The 21346-nt window shown below is 65.4% G+C and carries 19 protein-coding genes; 15 read left to right on the top strand and 4 right to left on the bottom strand.

All coding sequences use genetic code 11. The features are described 5' to 3' along the window. The first annotated feature begins 25 nt into the window (after nt 1-25). From ABD024_RS09020 to fabV, 8 genes are all read left to right on the top strand, one after another. Nucleotides 26-628, top strand: a complete 603-nt coding sequence (locus ABD024_RS09020) for a YdbL family probable chaperone protein (RefSeq protein ID WP_343851786.1) — start codon at nt 26-28, stop codon at nt 626-628. A gap of 72 nt (nt 629-700) precedes the next feature. Continuing rightward, a complete protein-coding gene (gene rlmD / locus ABD024_RS09015) occupies nt 701-2038 on the top strand; it encodes a 23S rRNA (uracil(1939)-C(5))-methyltransferase RlmD (protein WP_343851783.1) in 1338 nt (445 codons plus the stop codon). A gap of 1 nt (nt 2039) precedes the next feature. Continuing rightward, nucleotides 2040-2561 (top strand): CYTH domain-containing protein, encoded by a 522-nt coding sequence (locus tag ABD024_RS09010; protein WP_343851781.1) that lies wholly within the window; start codon nt 2040-2042, stop codon nt 2559-2561. After that, nucleotides 2555-3571 (top strand): beta-N-acetylhexosaminidase, encoded by a 1017-nt coding sequence (gene nagZ, locus ABD024_RS09005; RefSeq protein ID WP_343851779.1) that lies wholly within the window; start codon nt 2555-2557, stop codon nt 3569-3571. The genes ABD024_RS09010 and nagZ overlap by 7 nt, the downstream gene beginning before the upstream one ends. Then, nucleotides 3568-4131 carry a hypoxanthine-guanine phosphoribosyltransferase gene (locus ABD024_RS09000; RefSeq protein WP_343851776.1) on the top strand — a complete coding sequence of 188 codons (564 nt, stop codon included), beginning with the start codon at nt 3568-3570 and terminating at the stop codon, nt 4129-4131. Before nagZ ends, ABD024_RS09000 begins: the two co-directional genes overlap by 4 nt. A 179-nt stretch (nt 4132-4310) precedes the next feature. Continuing rightward, the gene (locus ABD024_RS08995) at nt 4311-5072 is read left to right on the top strand and encodes an S-methyl-5'-thioinosine phosphorylase (RefSeq protein ID WP_343851774.1); all 762 of its coding nucleotides are present in this window, start codon (nt 4311-4313) and stop codon (nt 5070-5072) included. A gap of 158 nt (nt 5073-5230) precedes the next feature. After that, on the top strand, nt 5231-5434 hold the full coding sequence (locus ABD024_RS08990; RefSeq protein WP_343851772.1) for a cold-shock protein: 204 nt from the start codon (nt 5231-5233) through the stop codon (nt 5432-5434). 168 nt (nt 5435-5602) lie between these two features. Then, nucleotides 5603-6805, top strand: a complete 1203-nt coding sequence (gene fabV, locus ABD024_RS08985) for an enoyl-ACP reductase FabV (protein WP_343851768.1) — start codon at nt 5603-5605, stop codon at nt 6803-6805. A 188-nt stretch (nt 6806-6993) separates the two neighbouring features. Here the strand turns inward: fabV and ABD024_RS08980 are convergent, their stop codons facing one another. Next, nucleotides 6994-11292 (bottom strand): NACHT domain-containing antiphage protein HyoA, encoded by a 4299-nt coding sequence (locus tag ABD024_RS08980; RefSeq protein ID WP_343851766.1) that lies wholly within the window; start codon nt 11290-11292, stop codon nt 6994-6996. A 769-nt stretch (nt 11293-12061) separates the two neighbouring features. On the opposite strand from ABD024_RS08980, the gene ABD024_RS08975 reads away from it, so the two are divergent. Both ABD024_RS08975 and ABD024_RS08970 read left to right on the top strand, forming a co-directional pair. Then, the gene (locus tag ABD024_RS08975) at nt 12062-12550 is read left to right on the top strand and encodes a hypothetical protein (RefSeq protein ID WP_343851764.1); all 489 of its coding nucleotides are present in this window, start codon (nt 12062-12064) and stop codon (nt 12548-12550) included. A 375-nt stretch (nt 12551-12925) separates the two neighbouring features. After that, nucleotides 12926-13234 carry a hypothetical protein gene (locus ABD024_RS08970; RefSeq protein WP_343851762.1) on the top strand — a complete coding sequence of 103 codons (309 nt, stop codon included), beginning with the start codon at nt 12926-12928 and terminating at the stop codon, nt 13232-13234. A gap of 117 nt (nt 13235-13351) precedes the next feature. Here ABD024_RS08970 and ABD024_RS08965 read toward each other — a convergent pair whose 3' ends face one another. After that, complete coding sequence (locus ABD024_RS08965) at nt 13352-14878, bottom strand: hypothetical protein (RefSeq protein ID WP_343851760.1); 1527 nt, start codon at nt 14876-14878, stop codon at nt 13352-13354. A 136-nt stretch (nt 14879-15014) separates the two neighbouring features. Between ABD024_RS08965 and ABD024_RS08960 the strand changes: the two genes are divergently transcribed. The 3 genes from ABD024_RS08960 to ABD024_RS08950 all read left to right on the top strand — a co-directional run bounded on the left by ABD024_RS08960 (nt 15015) and on the right by ABD024_RS08950 (nt 17718). Next, a complete protein-coding gene (locus ABD024_RS08960; protein ID WP_343851758.1) occupies nt 15015-15428 on the top strand; it encodes a response regulator transcription factor in 414 nt (137 codons plus the stop codon). A gap of 73 nt (nt 15429-15501) precedes the next feature. Next, nucleotides 15502-16071, top strand: a complete 570-nt coding sequence (locus tag ABD024_RS08955) for a DUF4199 domain-containing protein (protein WP_343851756.1) — start codon at nt 15502-15504, stop codon at nt 16069-16071. Nucleotides 16072-16248: 177 nt separating this feature from the next. After that, on the top strand, nt 16249-17718 hold the full coding sequence (locus ABD024_RS08950; protein ID WP_343851752.1) for an amino acid permease: 1470 nt from the start codon (nt 16249-16251) through the stop codon (nt 17716-17718). 77 nt (nt 17719-17795) lie between these two features. Here the strand turns inward: ABD024_RS08950 and ABD024_RS08945 are convergent, their stop codons facing one another. Together ABD024_RS08945 and gcvA are read right to left on the bottom strand one after the other, a co-directional pair. Next, nucleotides 17796-18287, bottom strand: a complete 492-nt coding sequence (locus tag ABD024_RS08945; protein ID WP_343851750.1) for a GNAT family N-acetyltransferase — start codon at nt 18285-18287, stop codon at nt 17796-17798. Nucleotides 18288-18556: 269 nt separating this feature from the next. After that, nucleotides 18557-19522, bottom strand: coding sequence for a transcriptional regulator GcvA (gene gcvA / locus ABD024_RS08940; RefSeq protein WP_343851748.1), 966 nt, complete (start codon nt 19520-19522; stop codon nt 18557-18559). A 135-nt stretch (nt 19523-19657) separates the two neighbouring features. Here gcvA and ABD024_RS08935 point away from each other — a divergent pair, with 135 nt between their 5' ends. Next, a complete protein-coding gene (locus tag ABD024_RS08935) occupies nt 19658-20449 on the top strand; it encodes an MBL fold metallo-hydrolase (protein ID WP_343854574.1) in 792 nt (263 codons plus the stop codon). Beyond that, complete coding sequence (locus ABD024_RS08930) at nt 20446-21315, top strand: MBL fold metallo-hydrolase (RefSeq protein ID WP_343851746.1); 870 nt, start codon at nt 20446-20448, stop codon at nt 21313-21315. Before ABD024_RS08935 ends, ABD024_RS08930 begins: the two co-directional genes overlap by 4 nt. Nucleotides 21316-21346: the final 31 nt, after the last annotated feature.

Raw genomic sequence — 21346 nt, 5'->3', positions numbered from 1 at the left:
CCTCTTTCAACTGCTGGAGTTCGTCATGCGCAAGCTCGTCTACGTCGTCCTGACCTCGTTGGCCGTGGCGCTGGTCGGCTGCGTCACCATCAACGTGTATTTCCCCGAGGCGGCCGCGCAGAAAGCCGCCGACCAGTTCATCGGCAACGTGTTGGACCATGCCGCGCCTGCCGCGCCGGCACCGAAGGTGCAGAAGCCGGCGGTGAAGGACGGCGACCAGCCGTCGGCGATGCTGCTCGACCTGCTGGTGCCGGCCGCTTACGCCGCCGATACGCCGAACATCCGCATCCAGACCGCCGCCACCGAGGCGATCCGCGGCCGCATGCAGGGCCGTTTCCAGGGCGCGCTGGGCGACCTGCTCGACAGCGGCGCGGTGGGCTTCACCCGCGACGGCATGGTGGCCATGCGCGACGCCGCCAAGGTGCCGCTGAGCCAGCGCGCGCAGGCGAATGCCACGGTGGCCGACGAGAACCGCGACCGCACCGCGCTGTATCGCGAAATCGCCAACGCCAACAACCATCCGGAGTGGGAAGCGCAGATCCGCACCACCTTCGCCAAGACCTGGATCGAGAAGGCGCGCGCGGGCTGGTACTACCAGGATGCGTCGGGCGCCTGGCAGAAGAAGTAGGTCGCAGGCGTCATCCGGGCCGATCTGGGATAATCGGGGGCCAGCCAGCATGGCCCCATCCGTTTAGGCACCATGTCCCGATCCAACTCCGTTCCGTCGACGCCTTTCGAAGCCCACATCACCGACCTCGGCCATGATGGCCGCGGCGTGGCCCGGGTCGACGGCAAGGCCGTGTTCGTCAGCGGCGCGCTGCTGGGCGAACACGTGCTGGCCCGCCTGCGCAAGCGTCATCGCCACTTCGACGAAGCCGAAGTCGTCGAACTGATCACCCGCTCGCCGCACCGGGTGGAGCCGCGCTGCCGGCATTTCGCGCAGTGCAGCGGCTGCTCGCTGCAACACCTGGACGCCGCCTCGCAGATCGCCGCCAAGCAGCGCGTGCTGGCGGAGAATTTCGAACGCATCGGCAAGGTCACGCCGCAGGCATGGCTGCCGCCGCTTACCGCCGAGCCGTGGGGCTATCGCCGCAAGGGCCGGCTGTCGGTGCGCAACGTGGCGAAGAAGGGCCGCGTGCTGGTGGGTTTCCGCGAGGAACAGAACCCGCGCTTCGTCACCGAGATCCAGCAGTGCGAGGTGATGCATCCGGCGCTGGGCCCCAAGGTCGGCCTGCTCGCCGACCTGCTCAGCGGGATGGATGCGGTCAACGACATCCCGCAGATCGAGTTCGCGGCCGGCGACGACCTGATGGCGCTGGTATTCCGCCACATGCAGCCGCTGAGCGAACGCGACCTGGCCGCGCTGACCGCGTTCGGCCAGCAGCACGCCCTCGCGATCTACCTGCAGCCGGGCGGCACCAGCAGCGTGCACCCGCTGTGGCCGGAGAACCCGCGGCTGGCGTTCCGCGTCGGCGGTGGCGACGCCCGCTTCGCGGATGTCGAGCTGGAGTTCGAGCCACTCGACTTCGTGCAGGTCAACGCCGGCATGAACCAGCTGATGATGGCGCGTGCGCTGGAACTGCTCGACCCGCAGCCGAGCGACCGCGTGCTGGACCTGTTCTGCGGCCTCGGCAACTTCACCTTGCCGATCGCCCGCTGCGTGGCCGAAGTGGCGGGCGTGGAAGGCGAGCACGGCTTGGTCGAGCGCGCCGCGCAAAACGCTGCGCGCAACGGCATCGCGAACGCACGCTTCCACGTGGCGAACCTGTTCGAGGACCAGCGCACCGCCGACTGGGCGCGGGCGCCGTGGGACAAGCTGCTGCTCGACCCGCCGCGCGCCGGTGCGGACCAGGTGCTTGCCTACCTGCCGCACAAGCAGACCCGCCGCATCGTCTACGTCTCCTGCCATCCCGCCTCGCTGGCGCGCGACGCCGGCATCCTGGTCAACCAGCATGGCTTCAAGCTGGCTTCGGCCGGCGTGATGGACATGTTTCCGCACACCTCGCACGTCGAATCGATAGCCTTGTTCGAGCGATGAGATGGCGATAGAGATCGAAAGGAAATTCCTGTTGGCCAACGATGGCTGGCGCGCCGGCATCGAGCGCAGCGAGCCGATCGCGCAGGGTTATCTGGTCGGCGCACAGGCGCTGCGCGACGGTACGGCACGCGCTTCCGTTCGTGCCCGGCTCGCCGGTGCGCAGGGGTGGCTCAACATCAAGGCGGCTCGCCTCGGCATCGAGCGGGCCGAGTTCGAGTACCCGATCCCGGTCGACGACGCCAGGGACCTGCTGGCCACCTTGTGCGACGGCGTGCTGGAGAAGATGCGCCACCACGTGCGGGTCGACGGCGTGCTGTTCGAGGTCGACGAATTCGAGGGCGACAACCGCGGACTGATCGTCGCCGAGGTCGAGCTGCCGGCGGTCGATGCGCCGTTTCCGCGGCCGTCGTGGCTGGGCCGCGAGGTGAGCACGCTGACGCGCTATTACAACGTGAATCTGATCGCGCATCCGTACCGGCAGTGGTCGCCGGCGGAGCGCGCTGCCGAGGATGCCGCATGTTGATGATCGGCGTGGCCGCGCTGGAACTGGCCGAACACGAGAAGCGCTGGCTCACCGCGCCGGGCGTGGCCGGGGTGCTGCTGTTCGCGCGCAACTACGCCTCGCGCGAGCAGCTGATCGCGCTGTGCGAGGCGATCCGCGACGTCGGCGGCGACGACTTGCTGATCGCGGTCGACCAGGAAGGCGGCCCGGTGCAGCGCTTCCGCGACGGCTTCACCCGCCTGCCGCCGCTGGCGGCGATCGGCGCGGTGTATCAACGCGACCCCGACGAGGCGATCCGCCTGGCCGAGGAACACGCCTGGGTGATGGCCAGCGAGCTGCGCGCCAGCGGCGTCGATTTCAGTTTCGCGCCGGTGGTGGACCTGGCTCGCGGCAACGCGGCGATCGGCCTGCGCGCGTTCCACGCCGATCCGGCGGTGGCCGCCGAACTGGGCCAGGCCTACGTGCGCGGCATGCACCTGGGCGGCATGGCGGCGGTGCTCAAGCATTTTCCGGGGCACGGCTCCGTCGCCACCGACACGCACAAGGCGCGGGCGATCGACCCGCGTGGTCTCGATGAGATCCGCCGCGACGACCTGCTGCCGTTTGCCGAGTGTATCGAGGCGCGGGTCGAGGCGGTGATGATGGCGCACGTCACCTATCCGGCGGTGGACAGCCAGCCGGCGGGCTACTCAAAGGTGTGGATCGAACAGATCCTGCGCGGCGAACTCGGTTTCGCCGGCGGCGTGATCAGCGACGACATCAGCATGGCCGCCGCGGGTGCGGCCGGCAGCGTGGGCGAGCGCGTGCGCGCGCACCTGGACGCCGGCTGCGACCTCGTGCTGGCCTGCTTCCCCGACGTGGCGGACGAGGCGATCGCCGCGCTGCCGGGTGATGCCTCGCCGATGCCACCGCAGCTGGCCGCCATGCGCGGGGCGCTGGGCTCCAGCTGGGACGGCCTCATCAACAATCCGCAGCGCGAGCGTTTCGTCGCGCGCATCACGGCACTGAACGCCGACCAAGGAATCGCATGAATACTCCAACCCCACTCCTGGCCGATGCGCTGGCGCAGGCCGAGCTGCTGTACGAACGCAGCACGCTGGAAAGCGTGATCGCCGACATGGGCCGGAAGATCGACGCCGCGCTGGACGGCGAGCGTGCGGTGTTCCTCCCCGTGATGAACGGCGCGCTGATCTTTGCCGGGCAACTGGCGCTGGCGATCCGCACCGATCTGGAATTCGACTACGTGCACGCCACCCGCTACCGCGGCGCCACTTCCGGCAGCGACCTGCACTGGCTGCGCGAGCCGGCGGTGTCGCTAGTCGACCGCGTGGTGCTGCTGGTCGACGACATTCTCGATGAAGGCCACACGCTGAAGGCGGTGCGCGAGGACTGCTACCGGCGCGGCGCCAAGCGCGTGCTGATCGCCAGCTTGTGCACCAAGCGGCATGACCGCCTGGTCGAAGGCATCGCTTCCGATTTCAACGGCGTCGAATTGCCGGACCGCTACGTGTTCGGCTACGGCCTGGACTATTACGAGCAGGGCCGCAATTTGCCGGCGATCTATGCGTTGAGAGCCGGAAGCGGGGAATAGGGAATCGATTGGCTCCTCCCCCTGCTTGCAGGGGGAGGCAGGGAGGGGGTAAAGCTCTTGACCAGCTTTTGACCTCCTGACAAAGAGCCACCCCTCCCCAACCCTCCCCTGCGATGCAGGGGAGGGAGCAAAGCCGGCGACTCATGCCGTTAGCTTCAGCCTGCCCATGGATCACCACGATGCCTCATCCTGATCACGCCACCATCGACCTCGCCGTCATCGGCGGCAGCGGCCTGTACAAGTTTCCGGGCCTGGAAAACGCCACGCGGCGGGTGGTGGATACACCGTACGGCGCGGCTTCGGGTGACGTCGTGCTCGGCGATTTTGCCGGCAAGCGCGTGGCGTTCCTCGCGCGCCACGGCGAGAGCCACACGCTGCCGCCGCACCGGGTCAACTACCGCGCGAACCTGTGGGCGCTGCACAGCCTGGGTGCGCGCAGGGTGATCGGGGTCAACGCGGTGGGCGGCATCCGTGGCGACATGGGGCCGCGGGTGATCGTGGTGCCCGACCAGCTGATCGACTACACCCACGGCCGCTACACCAGCTACTGCGATGTCGAGGGTGCCGAGGTGAAGCACATCGACTTCAGCGAGCCGTACACCGAAGCGCTGCGCCTGCAGCTGCTGGCAGCGGCGCGCGCGGCGAACGTCGAGGTGATCGGCGGCGGCTGCTACGGCGCCACGCAAGGGCCGCGACTGGAAACCCGCGCCGAGATCGCGCGGATGAAGCGCGATGGCTGCGACCTGGTCGGCATGACCGGCATGCCCGAGGCGGTGCTGGCGCGCGAGCTGGAGCTGGAGTACGCCTGCCTGGCGCTGGTGGCGAACTTCGCTGCCGGCTGCGGCGACGAGGATGAAATCAGCATCGAGGAAATCTTCGCGCATCTGGCGGCGGCTACCGCCGACGTGCCACGCATCCTCGCCGCGCTGCTGCAAAGCTGAGCGCCGCCGCGAATCGGCCGGCCGTCCGGATATTTTCGTATTGCACTCGGCCTTCACATATTGATACTTTCCCCCGGCCGGGTCGGCGAACCGAGGGGGGAACAGTGGTTCAGCGCAGATCCTGGCGTACTCACTCCATGTATCCAGAGGTTCTCGCAATGAGTTTCGGTACCGTCAAATGGTTCAACGATGCCAAGGGGTTCGGGTTCATCGCGCCCGAGGATGGCAGTGCGGACGTCTTCGTCCATTTTTCCGCGATCAATTCCAAGGGCTTCCGCAGCCTGCAGGAAGGTCAGCGCGTGCAGTTCGAAGTGACCCAGGGCCCGAAGGGCGCCCAGGCATCGGCAGTCGAAGTGGCCTGATCCTTCAGGCGTGATGCTTCCGCGATGGAAAACCCCGCATCCTGTGCGGGGTTTTTTTGTGGGCGCGCATGCGCCCGGCGCTCCCTACGGCAGCGCATGGCTGCCCCGCTTGGTTAATATGGCGGAATGCCTGATACCGGCAGCCGAATACCAGCAGGAGCCACCCGAGTGATCATCAAGCCCAAAGTCCGCGGTTTCATCTGCATCACCGCCCACCCGGTCGGTTGCGAGCGCAACGTGCTCGACCAGATCAAGGTCACCCAGGCCGCGGGCCACGATGCCAGCAAGGGGCCGAAGCGCGTGCTGGTGATCGGCGCGTCTACCGGCTACGGGCTGGCCTCGCGCATCACCGCCGCGTTCGGCTACGGCGCCGCCACCCTCGGCGTGTTCTTCGAGAAGCCCAGCAGCCACGAGAAAACCGGCACCGCCGGCTGGTACAACTCCGCCGCATTTGACAAGGCCGCCAAAGCCGCCGGCCTGTACAGCAAGTCGATCAACGCCGACGCGTTCGCCAACGAAACCCGCACGCGCGCGATCGAGATCATCAAGAACGAGATGGGCGGCCCGATCGACCTGGTGGTCTATTCGCTGGCCTCGCCGGTGCGCAAGCTGCCGGACACCGGCGAAGTGGTGCGCTCGGCGCTCAAGACCATCGGCGAGCCGTTCCACAACACCTCGGTCGACACCAACAAGGACACCGTCATCGAGGCCACCGTCGAGCCGGCCACCGAGCAGGAAATCAAGGACACCGTCACCGTCATGGGCGGCGAGGACTGGGCGCTGTGGATCGACGCGCTGAGCGCCGCCGGCGTGCTGGCCGAACACGCCAAGACCGTCGCCTACAGCTACATCGGCACCGAGATCACCTGGCCGATGTACTGGCACGGCACCCTGGGCCGGGCCAAGCAGCACCTGGACAACACCGCGAAGCAATTGCGCAGCCGCCACCCCGGCCTCGACGCCTACGTCGGCGTGATGAAGTCCGTCGTCACCCAGGCCAGCGCCGCCATCCCGGTGATCCCGCTGTACGTGTCCATCGCCTTCAAGATCATGAAGGAGAAGGGCATCCACGAAAACCCGATCGAGCAGGCCAACCGCCTGTTCCACGACCGCCTCTACCGTGCTGATGGAAAAGCTGCACCCACCGACGACGAAGGCCGCCTGCGGCTGGACGACTGGGAACTGCGCGACGACGTGCAGATCCCCTGCAAGACGCTATGGCCCACCGTCACCACCGAGAACCTCAAGCAGATCACCGACTACGCCGGCTACAAGCACGAGTTTTTGCAGCTGTTCGGGTTTGATCGGGCGGATGTGGATTATGAGGCGGAGGTGGGGGCGGATCGGCGGTTTGATTGCGTCGAGCTGTGATGTTGTGCAAGTCGCTGCATGGCTGAAGTGTCTGCTTTCATCGACGGCCTCAACCGGCTGAGGCACTCTCCCAACTGGTTGCTGACATGAACTGAACAATAGATCTTTGGCAACGAGTGGATTAATAGAATTCAAAGATCAAACAATCCATGTCCTAGTGGTGCCTGCCGATCGCAACTCGGAGGTAGCTAGAGGCGAGCTCGAAGATCCAATGCCTTCACGAACAGGCAGACGTCGCCATTCACGGCGTCGACGAGCCGCTTAGCCTGGGTGTTTAGGAGTGCCACCACCTCGGTGATATCCATCAGGTGTCCATCACTAGGATGCCGCCATTGCCGGTTGGTGGCGATCGAGATCAGAAGGCACCCGACTCGACGGTGCTCCGGCGCCAAGTACTTTTGCAGTAGCTGAACCTCCAGCGCTTCACTCAGATCCTTCACGGAATATTCTGTCTCCGCGAGCTTTAACTCGATGACTCCTTCTTGTGGCGAGGCCGTGGAGCACAGCCGGATGTCCGTTTCCTTCTCATCCCCGGTGACTGCCTCTTGGTTGACGATGTAGGCGGTTCTGGCCATGTGTTGAAGTGCCCGTGCAACTTCACGGCGAACCACTCGCTCTTGGGATATTGACCGCCACAGCTCGCGTGGAGAGGTGTCTTGCAGGAGCAAGTCGTCTAGATCGGCGAGCCGATCCTCAAGCAGTGCCGCCATCTCCACCCGCGTCACTGGTGCAAAGTCGCACTCGCGCTCCAGCCGCACAACGCCGGCCTCGTCAAACAGCGCCGCGTCCCACTCTTCGGCTAGTTTCTCCTTGGCTATGGCCAGAGCGCGATCCCGGAAGTCGGCGACCAACGGATCCTTGGAAAACTGAAGCTTCGCAGCCCATGCCTCCGCACCCTTGGCATTCAAAAGTGCATTGCCAAGTGCACTACGTGCGTGCTCGGCATGGTCACGGGCGCTCGGGGAATACACCCCAGAGTGTTCCACATCGTGCTCGAACCGGACGTGTTGGTAGGCGAGGCGTGCAAGCCGCAACAGCAACGACGGATTTGATCCAAGGGCATAGAGGTCGCCTATATTTCGGCTGCCGCGATCGCCGAACATCGCGGCAAACCATTCCGTCATCGCAGTGTGGGGCGCAGGGGACACTGGTTCGGCAAGCCGTTCCATTACATCAACTCCGGTGGCGAGGTCGAGGTTCAGCAGGATGGGCAGCCAAAACAACACTTCGTTTTGTTGAATCTCGCCTTGCAGCCGCGCCAAGGCACTGGCCCTCAGGTGTTCACCATCCTCTACGGTTCCATAATCCAGCAGCAGTTGTGCGACGCGCCCCAATTTTCCGAGCAGGAGCGTGGTGTCCGCACGCCCGGACAGAACGCCCTGAAGCCAGGCCCTAATACGATCCAAGAACAATTGGATGACCCGCGGTGAGGAGCGCTCGATGTGCTGCAACAGCATCGAATATCGATCGTTCTCATCGTTTAGTTCATCCAGCAGTTCTCTCCCAATGAGAGTTTCCACGACAGCTGGCCGGACTTGGATCAAGGCATCTATCCAGACAGGAAGATCATTGAGTTCCAGGAGTGCGTAGCGCGCTGCCAAGTCCACTTCTTCCGCGCTGAGCGTCGTAGCCCAATCGGGGTCTTCGGCTTCTGCATAGATACCGGCCAATCCCATAGACCAGCGCATTAGGTAACTATTGCGTCCTTCCAGCGACCGCTCTGATTTGACCGTCGGTCGATCTTGGCGCCATACGTCCTTCATCGCCCCACGCAGCCGATCGGCCGTTTCTCGATTGAAAACCCGTTCGATAAACCCTCGATTCCAGCCGATTACGTCCTGGTCTCGAATCTCGTTGCTCATGACGCGCCAGAGATTCCATGTGGTGTTGTTGATTCGATCCGGTGCAAATGCCGAATCCGGATCCTCGATCAACTCACGCCAGAGCAGTTGCCAACTCGCGAGGTGTTTGGCCTGCTTGCGGCGCCACGTTTCGGACCGCAATTGCTGTTCACGCATCCACGCTGGTTCGGGCGCTGGGCGCTCGATCGCGACTATCGTCTGACCCAAGCGCTCGGCAAGTTCCGGCGCATCAGCCACTAAGGGAACCAAGGCCTTCAGCTCGTCCAGCCGATCAGCACCGGCATGGGCGAACTGCATGCCGAGTTCAAACAGGACGCCGCGCTCGTCAACAGGGCGCGTAGTGGTGGCAAGCCCCGCCAGTACCCAAGCAGAATCCCGCGCCACACTGATGTCGAAAGGCGGGTGGTCTTGAAAGTGGGACAACCGGTGCCAGGCAACCTGATTTTTGCTCGGGTGCCACCGCTGTATCAGTCGATCTTGTGCCCAGAAGACGGCCTCGCGCTCCTTTGCCTCCGCGCCCGAGAGCGCACTCCTCAATGTTTTCGCATCCTCGCTTCCGTGCACGTCATGTTCCGCCAGGTGCCAGGCAAGAACAATCGAGTCGAATAGCTCCGGGCCGGCCATGTGCGCAGCCAACTGTAAGCGGGATGCCACAAGCAACGCCGGGACGAGATCTTGCCGCTGTGCGGCGATGCGATAGTGCTGGTCATGCCAGCTGCACGACGGTTCGATCAGCGCCATCAAACCGGTCCGCAGCAATGCGAGCTGACCTTCCCCAAGCCGCGCCTTGGCAATAGCAAGAGGCAAAAGCGTGGGGATGCCACCAATCTCTCTTGGCTTGGGTTGCAGTCGGGTGAGAGCCTCCAGAAGTTGCGTCACCGACATATGGCTCGGGAACAAATGAGCAATGGTGGCACTGACCAGTTCGGCGGGCCACGCGGCCGGCGCGACTGAAAACTGATTGAATATATGCGGAAGCCTTGCATCGCCCAATTCGCTAAGCGCAAGAAGGCCATCCATGCGACCGCGAACATCAATATCGGTGTCGATAGCGATTGCGTGGGCAATGTCAGCACACGTCGTCAGCTTGCCCGCGCCGATCAATTCCAGAAGGGTTTCACTAACTTCCGGATTCTCGATCCCCTGCGCCCACAGGCGTTCGATCACCGGCGCAAGGTCCGGTGACGCCAGTCGTCGGATCTGGAGCGCTGGCACGTGTTGTCCACGCCAACCTCCTGTGCCGTAGACCACGACGTACTGCTGCAGCGCCTCCGTCCGCATTGCCAAGTCGAGAGAGCCCGGGTCGGCGTATCGCAGCAAGATGCTGGGATCGCGTTGGAGGACCTCGGCACGAATGGCGGGGTAGTGGGGAGCCAGCCAAGCAGCGACTGGCTGCATAGTAGGCTTGACGATGGGTAGACCGACCGGCGTGGTGACGAATAGGAGACGTTTTAGAGTTAGGGTGGACATACCCTTGTGCAGCAACCCCCGCAATCGTTCAGCAGCCAGAAATTCGATGACCGAACGATTATGGAATCGGACACGACCGTAAGTGGCGAAGCCGAAGAGCGGGCGCTCAAGCAGCGTCTTGAGTTCGTCGTCCGTCCAATCGGCCAGAATTTTGCTGGGGTCGAGGGCGCTATCGCCGCGCGCTCGATCACGGTCTTGGCCGCGCCAAATCGTGAACCGCCGAGTGAGCAACGCCGCTAATGCGAGTCGCTCGGTTCCCTCTCGCGCTCGTTCCGGAGCCAAAGCCAGACGTTCCCTGCGATCGCCCCTCGGCCGCAGTTTCACCTCAATGTTGTGGCTGACTTGCTCTCGATGCGATCGGATACGGCTATAAGCCTTCCAGTCACCGCACAGCTCGATGAAATCCAATGGTCGCTTGGCGAAGTCATGTGCATTTTGCGACTCAATGGCTTGGAGCAATGGCGCGGGCTCGGCGATCCCTTCGATAGTGGCAAGGGTGCGCATCTGCTGCTCGTTAAGAGGTGATAGGGCGACGAAACGCCATTGCGGCACCTTTGATGCATTCGCTTGGTCTTTGCGCGAGTCAACCCGCATCGCTACATTGGCGAAATAGGTTTCAGGAACGAAGACCTCAACCGGCGGTGGCATTGGTAGCCACCTATAGACCAAGTCGCGATCGACCGCGATTGGGCGAGTCGTGAGCACGATACGCGTCCGAGCCAGATGTCCGGCCAAGGCCTTCGCGAATCGTTTGAGTGTCAGTTCGAAGGAGCCCTGCGTCAGTTTTAATTCGTCCACCGAGTCAAGAAAGAAAGTGGCGCGCTCGGTTTGCGCCGACAGCCAGCTGTCGAATCGGCACTTTTCCTCCGCAGAAAACTGACTCTCCAAGGGATCGGTCGCCAGCACCGCCAGCTCGACGAAAAAGGCGGACTCACCTTCGTGCCAGAGTTGCTGCTGCTGACGTTGACATTCATAGCTCTTCCCTACGCCAGCCTCCGACACGATCAGAACCCGATCGGACTCCAACAATTGCGCCCATGTCAGGCGACCTTCGCTGGAAAAGTTGGCGAGAAATTCAACCTGATCGATGTCGGAGCTTTCATCTGTTGGCAGATCGAAGAAAGTGCGATGTATGTTCGAAGTGGGGGTAGTCATCGGGAACGTGCAATCCAAATAAAGGCCTGAACCCATTATTAGGCATGTGGATCCCCGCGTCTGCGGATCAAACTGGATGGAATCTCAACTCGAAACGGATCGCTGTTTTCGCGCGATGTGGAAAAGTACCAAAGATAAATTTTGGTGCACCGACCTTCCCTTATCCCTGACTCCGAGCTCATCGAGGCGGGAGCCAAGGTGCGCCGACTCACCCGCGACCCCAAAACCTCCAACCCCAAACCTCCCAAGCCTTGCCCGCAACGCCCAAACCGTTGCACGCAAGGCTTCTTGCTTTGTGTCCAACCTCCAAACCTTCGCGTCCACCCCTCGCGAGCTTGCAGCGACATGGTTCGAAGCATCGCGTGCGACGCTTTCCGGGTTGGCCGCGAAGGTTTTTCAGTCGCGCGCAACCGTTTGACCCTCGCGCTCGCCGTCGAGGACCTTCGCACTCCAAGGCTTTCAGCCTTGCGCTTCGGAGTTTTTCGCTTGCGGGCATGGGTGGACCGGTTGCGCGCGAAAGTCGCCGGGTTGCGCGCAAAGGGGAAACCGTTGCGGGCGGTGTCCAGACCGTCGCCGGCGAGAGTAGAGAACGTCGCGGGCGGAAGTGGCGGGGTGGCGAGTGGGGTGTTGGCCGTCGTGTCCGCGCATTCCACGGGGTATTTCGGAATAGTCCGACAGGCAGGTGCGGTTGGAAGCGACACGGCCGGGCGATGCGGACCAGTAGCCTGCGCGGGCCGGCAAGCGGCCGGCTTATCAAGGAAGTCACCACATGGCCCAGAATCTGGTCGATCTCGACTACACCCCCGATGCGCTCGCTGCCATCGACGCCGCCCTTGCCGCGCTGGAGGCTGGCTTCGCCGGTCTGCTGGCGCTGACGCCGGATCAGCGTCAGATGCTTACCAAGATGGGCGACAAGTCCGAGGCGTTCTGCCGCAAGGCGGATGCGGTGTTCGGCGAGAACCTCGCCATCCTGCCCGCCAATTTCGATCTGCCGGCCTACCGCCGCGATCTGGCCACGATGGATGCGCTGCGCCCGCGCCTGGCGCGGCTGTCCAAGTTGAGCCAGCGCGGCGACGACACGCAGATGGCGGTGGGCAGCGACCTGATGAGCAACGCGCTGGAGGGTTATGCCGTGCTCAAGGTCACCGGCAAGGGGCAGGGCGTGGACGATCTGCGCAAGATGCTCGCCACTCGCTTCGCCCGCGGCCCGCGTGCGCCTTCGGCGCCCGTCACGCCGACCGATCCGACGGTGAACTGATCACCCGTCGCGCCCGGCAAGACGTTGCACAAGCAAAGCCTCGCATCGCGGGGCTTTGCTTTATTGCGAGATGGCGTCAAGGACCATTCAGAGGCGGTTGCGGCTGTACTTCAATGGTCCCCGGCACCTTCTTTCAAAAGCGCAACAGCGCAGACGCCCGGGTTCATCACCGGCCCCTCGACCCTAGCGCGACAAAAGCTCCCGCATCTGGCTGGCCGCGCGCGGGGAAAAAGGTGTCAGGGACAACCTGACTGGACGTAGCGGCCAAGTTGTCCCTGACACGTTGTTTGCCGTGGACGTCTGTTGTCGCAGCTCCTGCGACTGTGGTGGCGCACCGTCCCAATGCCGCGCATGTGCGCAAAGGGGAACGTACCCATGATAAGCGTGAAGGTTGGAAACGACGAAAAGTCTTTGGATGACGTCTCGACTGGCTGGATCACTCAACAGATCGAACGGCGCCGTCGTGATGGTATCGCCGTGTGCGTCGTGGTGAGCATCAGAACAGCCGATCTCAACATGCATCTGTCAACGCCGGAGTGTGCTGGCAGCGCTCGCGGGGGCCGCCCGCCCAATGCAAGAGAGAGGGCCGTCCTGGAGCTGTGGCAGAAGCATGGGTTGAACGAGGCAGGATTTGCCCCTGGTCATGTCGTCGCGTTTCTCGCACAACTGAAACACGTGCTATAGCGAAATGGTGTCAGGGACAATTCAGAGGCGGTCGCAGCAACACTTGAATGGCCCCTGGCACCTACTTTCAAAAGCGCAACTGCGCAGACGCCCGGATCCATTACCGACACTTCGACACTAGCGCGACAAAAGCTCCCGCATCTGGCTGGCCGTGCGGGTATCGCCAGCCGCATCGGCGGCCAAGGCCGCGCCGTGGAGTGCGCCCCGCCGGCCCGGCGCCGCTGTCAGGGCGATCTTGTAGGCATCGAGGGCTTCCTGGGGCTTGTGCAGTTGCAGGTACAGGTCGCCCAGCTGCTCGCGTGCGGGGATGATCGGGCCTGGCGTCACCGGCAGTTTCTCGATGGCGTCTTCCTGGTCGGCCGCCAGCCGGAGCATTGCGATGCCATCGTCGGGGTGCGCGCCGGCCGCTGACTGCCAGGCCCTCGCTTCCTTCCCGAGGATGTCGACCTGGGTCGCCCAGTAATCTTTCTTGCTGGCCAGCAGCTGCTGCCGGCAGGCGTCCAGTCGCGCGATGTCGGCATCGGCGGCCTTGGCATGCCCGGAGCGCGCGTTGGCCACCGCGCGGGCCCAGTAGACGATGGCCGCCACCTCCGGCGCCGCGCCGTCGCCGGCCTGCAGGCGCGAGGCAACGGCCCACTGGCGGCCTTCCATGGCGAGGCGGATCGGCATGGCCGTGGCGGCGTAGCCGACCTTGAAGTCGGCACCGGCGTGGACGCCCATGCCGTCAAGCGAACGCACCACCTGTTCCGCGTCGGCGCGGCGGCCGCGCTGGAGATACGCGTAGGTGAGGTAGTCCATCGCATGGAGTTCCTCGCCAAGGTCGCCCTGGCGGTGCGCCGCGGCGCGCGCTGCCAGGTTCGATGCGATGGAGTCGTCCCACAGGCCCAACCGCGTGAAGATGTGCGATGGCATGTGCAGCGCGTGCGGTGCCGAAGGCGCGATTTTCGCGTAGGCGCGCGCCGGCGCCAGACCGCGGGGCGCCAGTTCGGCACTGTCGTAGGCGTGGATGAGGTAGTGCGCCACGCCGGGGTGATCGGGATGTGTCTTGTAGATCGGCTCCAGGATGGCGCTCGCCTGTTTCTGGTTGGCGTGCGATTGGTCCTGCGGGGAGGCCGTGGCCAGCAGCGACAAGGCGTACAGCACCTGGACTTCGGTGTCGGCCGGGTAGCGGCTGGCCGCGACCGCCATGGCCGCCGCATAGGCCTTGGCCCGGGTGGGCGGCGGTACCTGCGCGGCATCGTGGTAATACGCCGCGATCGCGGCGATCAACGCGCGTTCGCGCGCGGTCTTCGCGCCCAGGCGGGTCGCCCGGAGGGCTTCCGCTTCGCCCTTGGCCAACTCGTCCGGGGCGGGCGGGCTCCACAACGGATGGAAATGGGACATCGCGATGCCCCAGTGCGCCATGGCACAGGAAGGGTCGGCGTCGGCGACGCCACGGAAGGCTTGCTCCGAGGCGGTATAGGCAAAGGAGTGGAGCAGGGCGACGGCGCGTTCGAAGTCGTGCGATACCGCGGGCGCGCAGGAGGTGGGGAAACTGACCCTGCCCAATTTTTCCGGCACCGGATGCGAGTGCATTTCCTGGGAGGAAGCGGCCGACGCGCAGGCGAGCGTGCTGGCCAGAAGCAGGGCAGTGACGGTCTTCATCGCGCAGGCTCCGGCAGGCGGTGGGGACGATCATAGGCCTACCGGCGGTCTTTATCGCCGCCGGCGCAGGGCCGTGCGGGTGCGTTCCGCCGGGCCGGCGCTAAGATGACAGCGCGCGGGGCGAGCGGAGACGGCGATGTGGAAGCGGGTGGTCGGCTACGGGGCGCTGCTGGCGGCGGGAACGCTGGCCCTGCAGTGGCTCGACTACCAGCGCCTGGTGCGGATGCATGCGGGCGACGTCTACCTGTTCCTGGTTGCGGCCGCGTTCCTGGTGCTCGGCATCGTGCTGGGCGTGCGGGTGTTCGCTGCGCCAGCGCCGACCGCCTTCGACGGCAACCCGAAGGCGCAGGCGGCGCTGGGCCTGAGCGGGCGTGAGCTGGAGGTGCTGCACGAACTGGCCGCCGGCCACTCCAACAAGGAGATCGCAGCGCACCTCCACGTGTCGCCGAACACGGTCAAGACGCACGTGGCGCGGCTGTTCGAGAAGCTGGGCGCGAAGCGGCGCACCGAGGCGATCCGCCGGGCGCGCGAGCTGGGGATCGTGCCCTGAGGGCGGTGCATTCGGGGGAATCGGCCAAGTTCACCCGTTCGGGCGATTGCCAGGGCGGGCGGGACAGCGGTCAATGGCGACACCAACCATCAAAGGGGAACGGCTCATGTGGATCACGATTTTGAAATACGGCGTCGTCGCGGGCGTGGTCGTCGGCGGGTTGATGTTCGCCACCTTCCTCGGGTTCGACGGCATGCCGCCGCTGAAGTACGGCATGCTGATCGGCTACACGACCATGCTGATCGCGCTGAGCGCGGTGTTCGTGGGGATCAAGCGGTACCGCGACGTGGACCGCGGCGGGGTGATCGGGTTCTGGCCGGCGTTCGGGATCGGCCTGGGCGTCAGCTTCATCGCCGGGATCCTCTACGTGGTCGCGTGGGAAGCGCTGCAGGCGATGACGCACATGGATTTCGCCACCTCCTATTCGAACGCGATCATCGCGAGCGAGCAGGCGAAGGGCGCGAGCGCCGAGGCGCTGGCGAAGCTGACTGCCGACATGGAGGCGTTCAAGGTGCAATACGCGAACCCGATGTTCCGCCTGCCGATGACCTTCGCGGAAATCTTCCCGGTCGGCGTGCTGGTGTCGCTGGTCTCGGCGGGGCTGCTGCGCAACAGCCGGTTCTTGCCCGCGCGGCGGGGTTGACGCGCCTTGCGAGCGCAGGTGGGTCGGGTGGCGCGCTGCGCGGGTTTCAAACCATGCAGGCTTTATCGGCGAAGGACTGCTCCCCCGACCCAAGCAAACGTTGCCATAACTCAACCTGAGGGCCGCAGGATCTCCCGGTGCGAGTAGGCTGGACACCTCCGGCAACGAACCCTCCGTATGAGCCTGTTCCGCACCAAGTCCATCGAGCAGTCGATTGCCGACGCCGCCGAGCCCGGCCACCAGCTCAAGCGCTCGCTCAGTGCCTGGGACCTGATGATCCTGGGCGTCGCAGTGGCGGTCGGAGCCGGGATCTTCTCGGTCGGCGCGCGCGCTGCCGGCAGCTTTGCCGGGCCCGCGGTCACGGTGTCGTTCCTGTTGGCGGCGCTGGCTTGCGCACTGGCGATCATGTGCTATGCCGAGTTCGCCTCGACCATTCCCGTGGCCGGCAGCGCCTATACCTATACCTACGCCACCCTCGGCGAGCTGCTGGCCTGGATTGTCGGCTGGGACCTGCTCCTGGAATTGCTGACCGCGGCGGCGGTGATCGCCAAGTACTGGGGCATCTACCTCAGCACGGTGTTCGCCCTGCTCGACGTGCACATCCCGACCACGCTCCATCTGTTCGGACTGGCGGTGGAGTGGGGGCCTCTGTTCATCGTCGGGGTGTTCACCAGCTTGCTGGTCCTGGGCACCAAGGTGTCGGCGCGGGTCAACAACGTGTTCACCATGATCAAGGTCGGCATCGTGCTGTTCGTGATCGTGGTCGGCTTCACTTACTTCGATGCCGCCAACCTCGTGCCGTTCGTTCCGCCGGCAGTACCGAGCGCGGGCAGCAGTGCGGACGTCTGGTCGCAGTCGTTGCTGTCGTGGGCCACCGGCGATGCGCCGGCAAAATACGGCATCGCCGGCGTGCTGTCCGGGGCCGCGCTGGTGTTCTTCGCCTTCATCGGCTTCGACGTGGTCGCGACCTCGGCCGAGGAGGTCAAAGACCCGCAGAAGACCTTGCCGCGCGGCATCTTCGGCGGCTTGGCGCTGGTGACGATCCTGTATCTGCTGGTCGCGCTGGCACTGACCGGGATGGTGCCGTACACGGTGCTGGCCGAGGCGACGAATCCATCGCTGGCCACCGCCTTCATCGCCGTCGGGGCGAACTGGGCGGCGCAGCTGATTTCGGTGGGCATTCTGATCGGCCTGACCACGGTGATCATGGTGTTGCTGATGGGAATGTCACGGGTGCTGCTGGCAATGAGCCGCGACGGCCTGCTGCCGCGCTGGCTCAGCGTCACCTCTGAAAGCCGCAAGACGCCGGTGCGCCTGCAATTGATTTGCGGTGTAGTGGTGGGCTTGATGGCAGGTTTGACCCGCGTCGAGATTCTCGAGGAGATGATCAACATCGGCACGCTGTCGGCGTTCGTGCTGGTGAGCATCGGCGTGGTGGTCCTGCGGCGCACGCGGCCTGACCTCAAGCGCGGCTACCGGGTGCCGTTCTCGCCGTTGCTGCCGGTGGCGTCTACGCTGCTGTGCCTGTACCTGATGCTCAACCTGACCACGCTCACTTGGGTGCGCTTCGTGGTCTGGCTGGTCGTGGGCATCGTGATTTACTTCGCCTATGGTCGGCGCCATGCGCGGGTGGGAATGGCGCCATAACAATGAACGGCAAGTTAGGAGTGCCGCTTTCGCGACCCAAGGCGGCATGCAGGCCATGGCAGGAAGCCACAGGTTGCTTACCGCAAGGTTTCCGCGTGGTAGCGCATGGCTACGTCGCACCTTTCATAGCGTGCTCCATACCGCGCCATGATTTCAGCATCGTGTTGGAAGCCAAGCTTCTCGTACAGATGAATGGCAGCGGCGCATTTGGCGTTGGTGAGCAGGTACAGCGGCTCGGCGCCCAGCGAGCTTGCCCGGTCGATGATCGCGGAGAGCAGGAACTCCCCGGCCTTCATGCCGCGTGCCGACTCGCGCACGCCCATCTTGGTGAGCTCGTAGCTGGTGGCCCCCGTCTTCTGCAGGGCGCATGCGCCGACGATACCGAGTCCGCTTGCCTCGACAAAGAGAATGACGCCACCGGCGTCGATAATCTTCGCTCGCGGGTTCTCCAGCACGTCCCGATCGGTTTCTTCGAGGCGGAACATGGCATGGATCCATTCCGCATTGATGTCTCGGAAGTGCACGGCGAGATCATCGCTGAACTCATGGATGGTAAGGGTGTCGCTCATGGCGCTCCCGGCTTCGTAGGGTAAAAAGTATCCTAACTGTTGCCGGGGCGAAGTGATCGGCGAGCAAGGCTCGAAACGAATCAGCTTGACCGTCTCCCGCTTGTCGGCAGATGGGCCCTACGCCGCGGTCATGCTCATGCAGCCAAGGCCCAGCGCCGAGACTTCCGGGTTGCTGCCGAGTTTGCGGTGTTTCATGGGACGACTCCGCTCGTTGCTTCAGCCGCGTGTCATCGCGCAAAGCGGAGGCAGCACTGCCGCCAACTGAGGCATCACGGCCCCGCTGCGGCGGCCCGCGCATCTCCGGACGCTTCCTGCCGCAGCCAGCGGCAGAAGGCGTCGATCGCCGGGTTGGCGTCGGCACCATGCCGATGCACGAGCCAGAACGCGTGCGGGTTGTCCAGCGCGTGCTGGAAGGGCCTGGCCAGGCGGCCGAGGCGCAGGTCTTCCTCGACCAGCGGCGCCACGCCCAGCGCGACGCCATGCCCGGCGACCGCCGCCTCCTGAGCCAGGTAGATGCTGGCGAAGACCGGCCCCCGGCTGGCGTCCACCCGCGTTGCGCTGGCGGCCGCGAGCCAGGCAGGCCAGTCCGGCACACCGGCGTGGCCGGCGGCGCTTTCGTCATGCAGCAGCGTGTGGTGCCGCAGGTCGTCGGGGGCCGCCAGTGGTTTCGCGCCCGGGGCCAACAGGGCCGGCGCGCACACCGGGAATACCGGCGCCTCCATGAGCCGCGCCGCGGCCACGCCGGCGTAGGCGCCCGGCCCGTAACGGATCGCGACGTCGACGCCGTCGTTCGCGAAATCCGCGTGCGCGTTGCCGGTCTCGACGCGGACCTTCAGCGCGGGGCACGTGCGATGGAAGCGGTGGAGCCGGGGCGCCAGCCACTTCGCGGCGAACGATTCCACGGTGCTGACGCGCAGGTCCGCGGTCGTGGCGGCGGTGGCCCGGTCGAGGGCGAGGTCGAGGCGCTCGAACAGCTCACCGAGCGAGGCCGCAAGTGCCGCGCCCTCGCGGGTCAGTTCGACCGTGCGGTGGCCACGCTGGAACAGCGTCACCCCGAGGTACGCCTCCAGGCGCTTCACCTGGTGGCTGACCGCCGCCGGGGTGACGAACAGCTGCCCGGCCGCCACCTGGAAGCTCTGGCAACGCGCGGCTGCTTCGAAGGCCCGCAGGGCGTTGAGCGGGACGGGGTGACGGTGCTTTATGGTCGCCTCGGGCGTGCGGATGCCGGGTTGCATCCTATCAAGTTATTTTTCCTAACCCGTCCGCCAAAACGTTTCGTTTGTCGCCGTCCGTGGCGCTGGCAACCATGGGGTCATCGCAACCACGGGTCGTGCACCATGAGAATCGAAGAGTTGGCTTCGGGCGTGCTGATGTTCGTCGGCGACGACCATGAGTCGGTCGCCACCGCTTTTCTCGACGGCGGCGACGTATTGCTGGTCGACTCGCTCGGCAGCATGGAAGACGCGCGGTGGCTGCAGCGCGTGCTCTGCGTGGACATGGGGGCGACGGTACGCATCATCGCGTCCACCCACTTCATGGGCGACCACATCGCCGGTATGGCGGTGTTCCCGGATGCCTTGACCATCGCGCACCGCAATCACCGTCACGCCTTCCTGTCGCAGAACCGGCGCGACGACGCGTCCTACCGCGAACCGCGGGTGGTGTTCGACAGCGCGATGCGGATCCGCTGGGGCCGCCACGAGCTGCGCTTCCTGCACAACCCCGGCAAGACCATGGACCACGTCAGCGTCGACGCACCGAGCGCCGACCTGGTCTGCGCCGGCGACAACATTGTCGGCAACATCGCCTACCTCTCGAAGGCGGACCCCGCGCAGCTCCGGACCGCGATCGGACGCATGCGCCAGTTCGGCCGCGGCGTGGTCGTCGGCGGGCACATCGGCCGGTTTCCCGCCGCCGTACTCGACAACGCGATCCATTACCTCGACCGGCTGCGGGATGCCGTCGTAGGCATCCGTACCACGGCGCCGGCGGAGGAGGTCGACGAGCGCATCGACGCGATCCCCATCGAAGCCTGCCTGGCGCCGGGGGTCGACCCGGTGGCGTTCGAGCGCGCATGGCACCGGCACACCCTGGCGGCCGTCGTCGCGCAGTCGACCTTCGCGCTCGACGCCGCGCTCGCTTCGCGGGAGGCGCGAGTATGAACACCGATCGTCGTCCCATCGGCTGTTCCCTTCCGCGGCGCAGCTTCCTCGTCGGCTGCGCCGGTCTCGCGGCCGCGGCATTGCTGCCGGGCGGGCGCGCCTTTGCGGCGGCGCGGTCAGACAGCCTGCGCATCCAGCGATTGGCGTGGGCGGGGATCCGCCTGCAACTCCCGGGCGCGACCTTGTTCATCGACCCGCTGGTCAACGCTAACGAGTGGGGAACCGCGCTCGCGGACCCGCTGATCCCTGTCGACGATGCGATTGGAGACGCCTACGTCCTGGTCACCCACGCGCACGGCGACCATTTCGACGCCGGCGCGGTCGCGGCCGCGCTCGGCGGGGGAGGCGTCCTGGCCTATCCCGCCGGGATGACCCCGAAGGTGCCTGATGGCGCCAGGGCACGGCCGAGCACGCCGTGGGAGCCGCAATTGCTCGGCGATTTCACCGCCACCGCGGTGCCCGCGTCGGACGGCTATGGCGACCTGCAGGTGTCGTGGGTGGTGTCGGCGGGCGGTCGCCGCATCTTCCACGGCGGCGACACGCTCTGGCACGGGCACTGGTGGCGCATCGGTCGCCAGTTCGGCCCGTTCGACGCCGCCTTCCTGCCGGTCAACGGCGCACGCTTCGGATGGCGCAAGCCGGTCAGCGGGCTGCCGGGCGTGTTGACGCCGGAACAGGCGGTCGCCGCGGCGACCATCCTCGGCGCGCGCCGCCTGGTCCCCATCCACTACGGCGTCTCGGGCATGGACGAGTACGTGGAGGTCGACGATCCGGTCGGCCAGCTGCGCAAGGCCGCGCGCGGGCTGCCGATCGCGATCCAACCGACGGCGCCGGGGCACTGGGTGGACCTCCAGGCCGAGGGATGAACGACGCAGGCGCATCGCCGGCGGCGCGGCA

This window comes from Rhodanobacter soli (assembly GCF_039523495.1).
Classification (GTDB): domain Bacteria; phylum Pseudomonadota; class Gammaproteobacteria; order Xanthomonadales; family Rhodanobacteraceae; genus Rhodanobacter; species Rhodanobacter soli.
Note: the sequence above shows the minus strand (reverse complement) of the source record. Positions and strands in the feature narration are given on the sequence as shown.

Coding starts and splice junctions, on each gene's coding strand:
- ABD024_RS08995 (WP_343851774.1), top strand. CDS start 4,311: ATGCCTCATCCTGATCACGCCACCATCGACCTCGCCGTCATCGGCGGC.
- ABD024_RS08930 (WP_343851746.1), top strand. CDS start 20,446: ATGAACACCGATCGTCGTCCCATCGGCTGTTCCCTTCCGCGGCGCAGC.
- nagZ (WP_343851779.1), top strand. CDS start 2,555: ATGTTGATGATCGGCGTGGCCGCGCTGGAACTGGCCGAACACGAGAAG.
- ABD024_RS08945 (WP_343851750.1), bottom strand. CDS start 18,287: ATGAGCGACACCCTTACCATCCATGAGTTCAGCGATGATCTCGCCGTG.
- ABD024_RS08990 (WP_343851772.1), top strand. CDS start 5,231: ATGAGTTTCGGTACCGTCAAATGGTTCAACGATGCCAAGGGGTTCGGG.
- ABD024_RS08965 (WP_343851760.1), bottom strand. CDS start 14,878: ATGAAGACCGTCACTGCCCTGCTTCTGGCCAGCACGCTCGCCTGCGCG.
- rlmD (WP_343851783.1), top strand. CDS start 701: ATGTCCCGATCCAACTCCGTTCCGTCGACGCCTTTCGAAGCCCACATC.
- ABD024_RS08950 (WP_343851752.1), top strand. CDS start 16,249: ATGAGCCTGTTCCGCACCAAGTCCATCGAGCAGTCGATTGCCGACGCC.
- ABD024_RS08960 (WP_343851758.1), top strand. CDS start 15,015: ATGTGGAAGCGGGTGGTCGGCTACGGGGCGCTGCTGGCGGCGGGAACG.
- ABD024_RS08970 (WP_343851762.1), top strand. CDS start 12,926: ATGATAAGCGTGAAGGTTGGAAACGACGAAAAGTCTTTGGATGACGTC.
- gcvA (WP_343851748.1), bottom strand. CDS start 19,522: ATGCAACCCGGCATCCGCACGCCCGAGGCGACCATAAAGCACCGTCAC.
- ABD024_RS08980 (WP_343851766.1), bottom strand. CDS start 11,292: ATGACTACCCCCACTTCGAACATACATCGCACTTTCTTCGATCTGCCA.
- ABD024_RS08935 (WP_343854574.1), top strand. CDS start 19,658: ATGTTCGTCGGCGACGACCATGAGTCGGTCGCCACCGCTTTTCTCGAC.
- ABD024_RS08955 (WP_343851756.1), top strand. CDS start 15,502: ATGGCGACACCAACCATCAAAGGGGAACGGCTCATGTGGATCACGATT.
- ABD024_RS08975 (WP_343851764.1), top strand. CDS start 12,062: ATGGCCCAGAATCTGGTCGATCTCGACTACACCCCCGATGCGCTCGCT.
- ABD024_RS09000 (WP_343851776.1), top strand. CDS start 3,568: ATGAATACTCCAACCCCACTCCTGGCCGATGCGCTGGCGCAGGCCGAG.
- ABD024_RS09020 (WP_343851786.1), top strand. CDS start 26: ATGCGCAAGCTCGTCTACGTCGTCCTGACCTCGTTGGCCGTGGCGCTG.
- ABD024_RS09010 (WP_343851781.1), top strand. CDS start 2,040: ATGGCGATAGAGATCGAAAGGAAATTCCTGTTGGCCAACGATGGCTGG.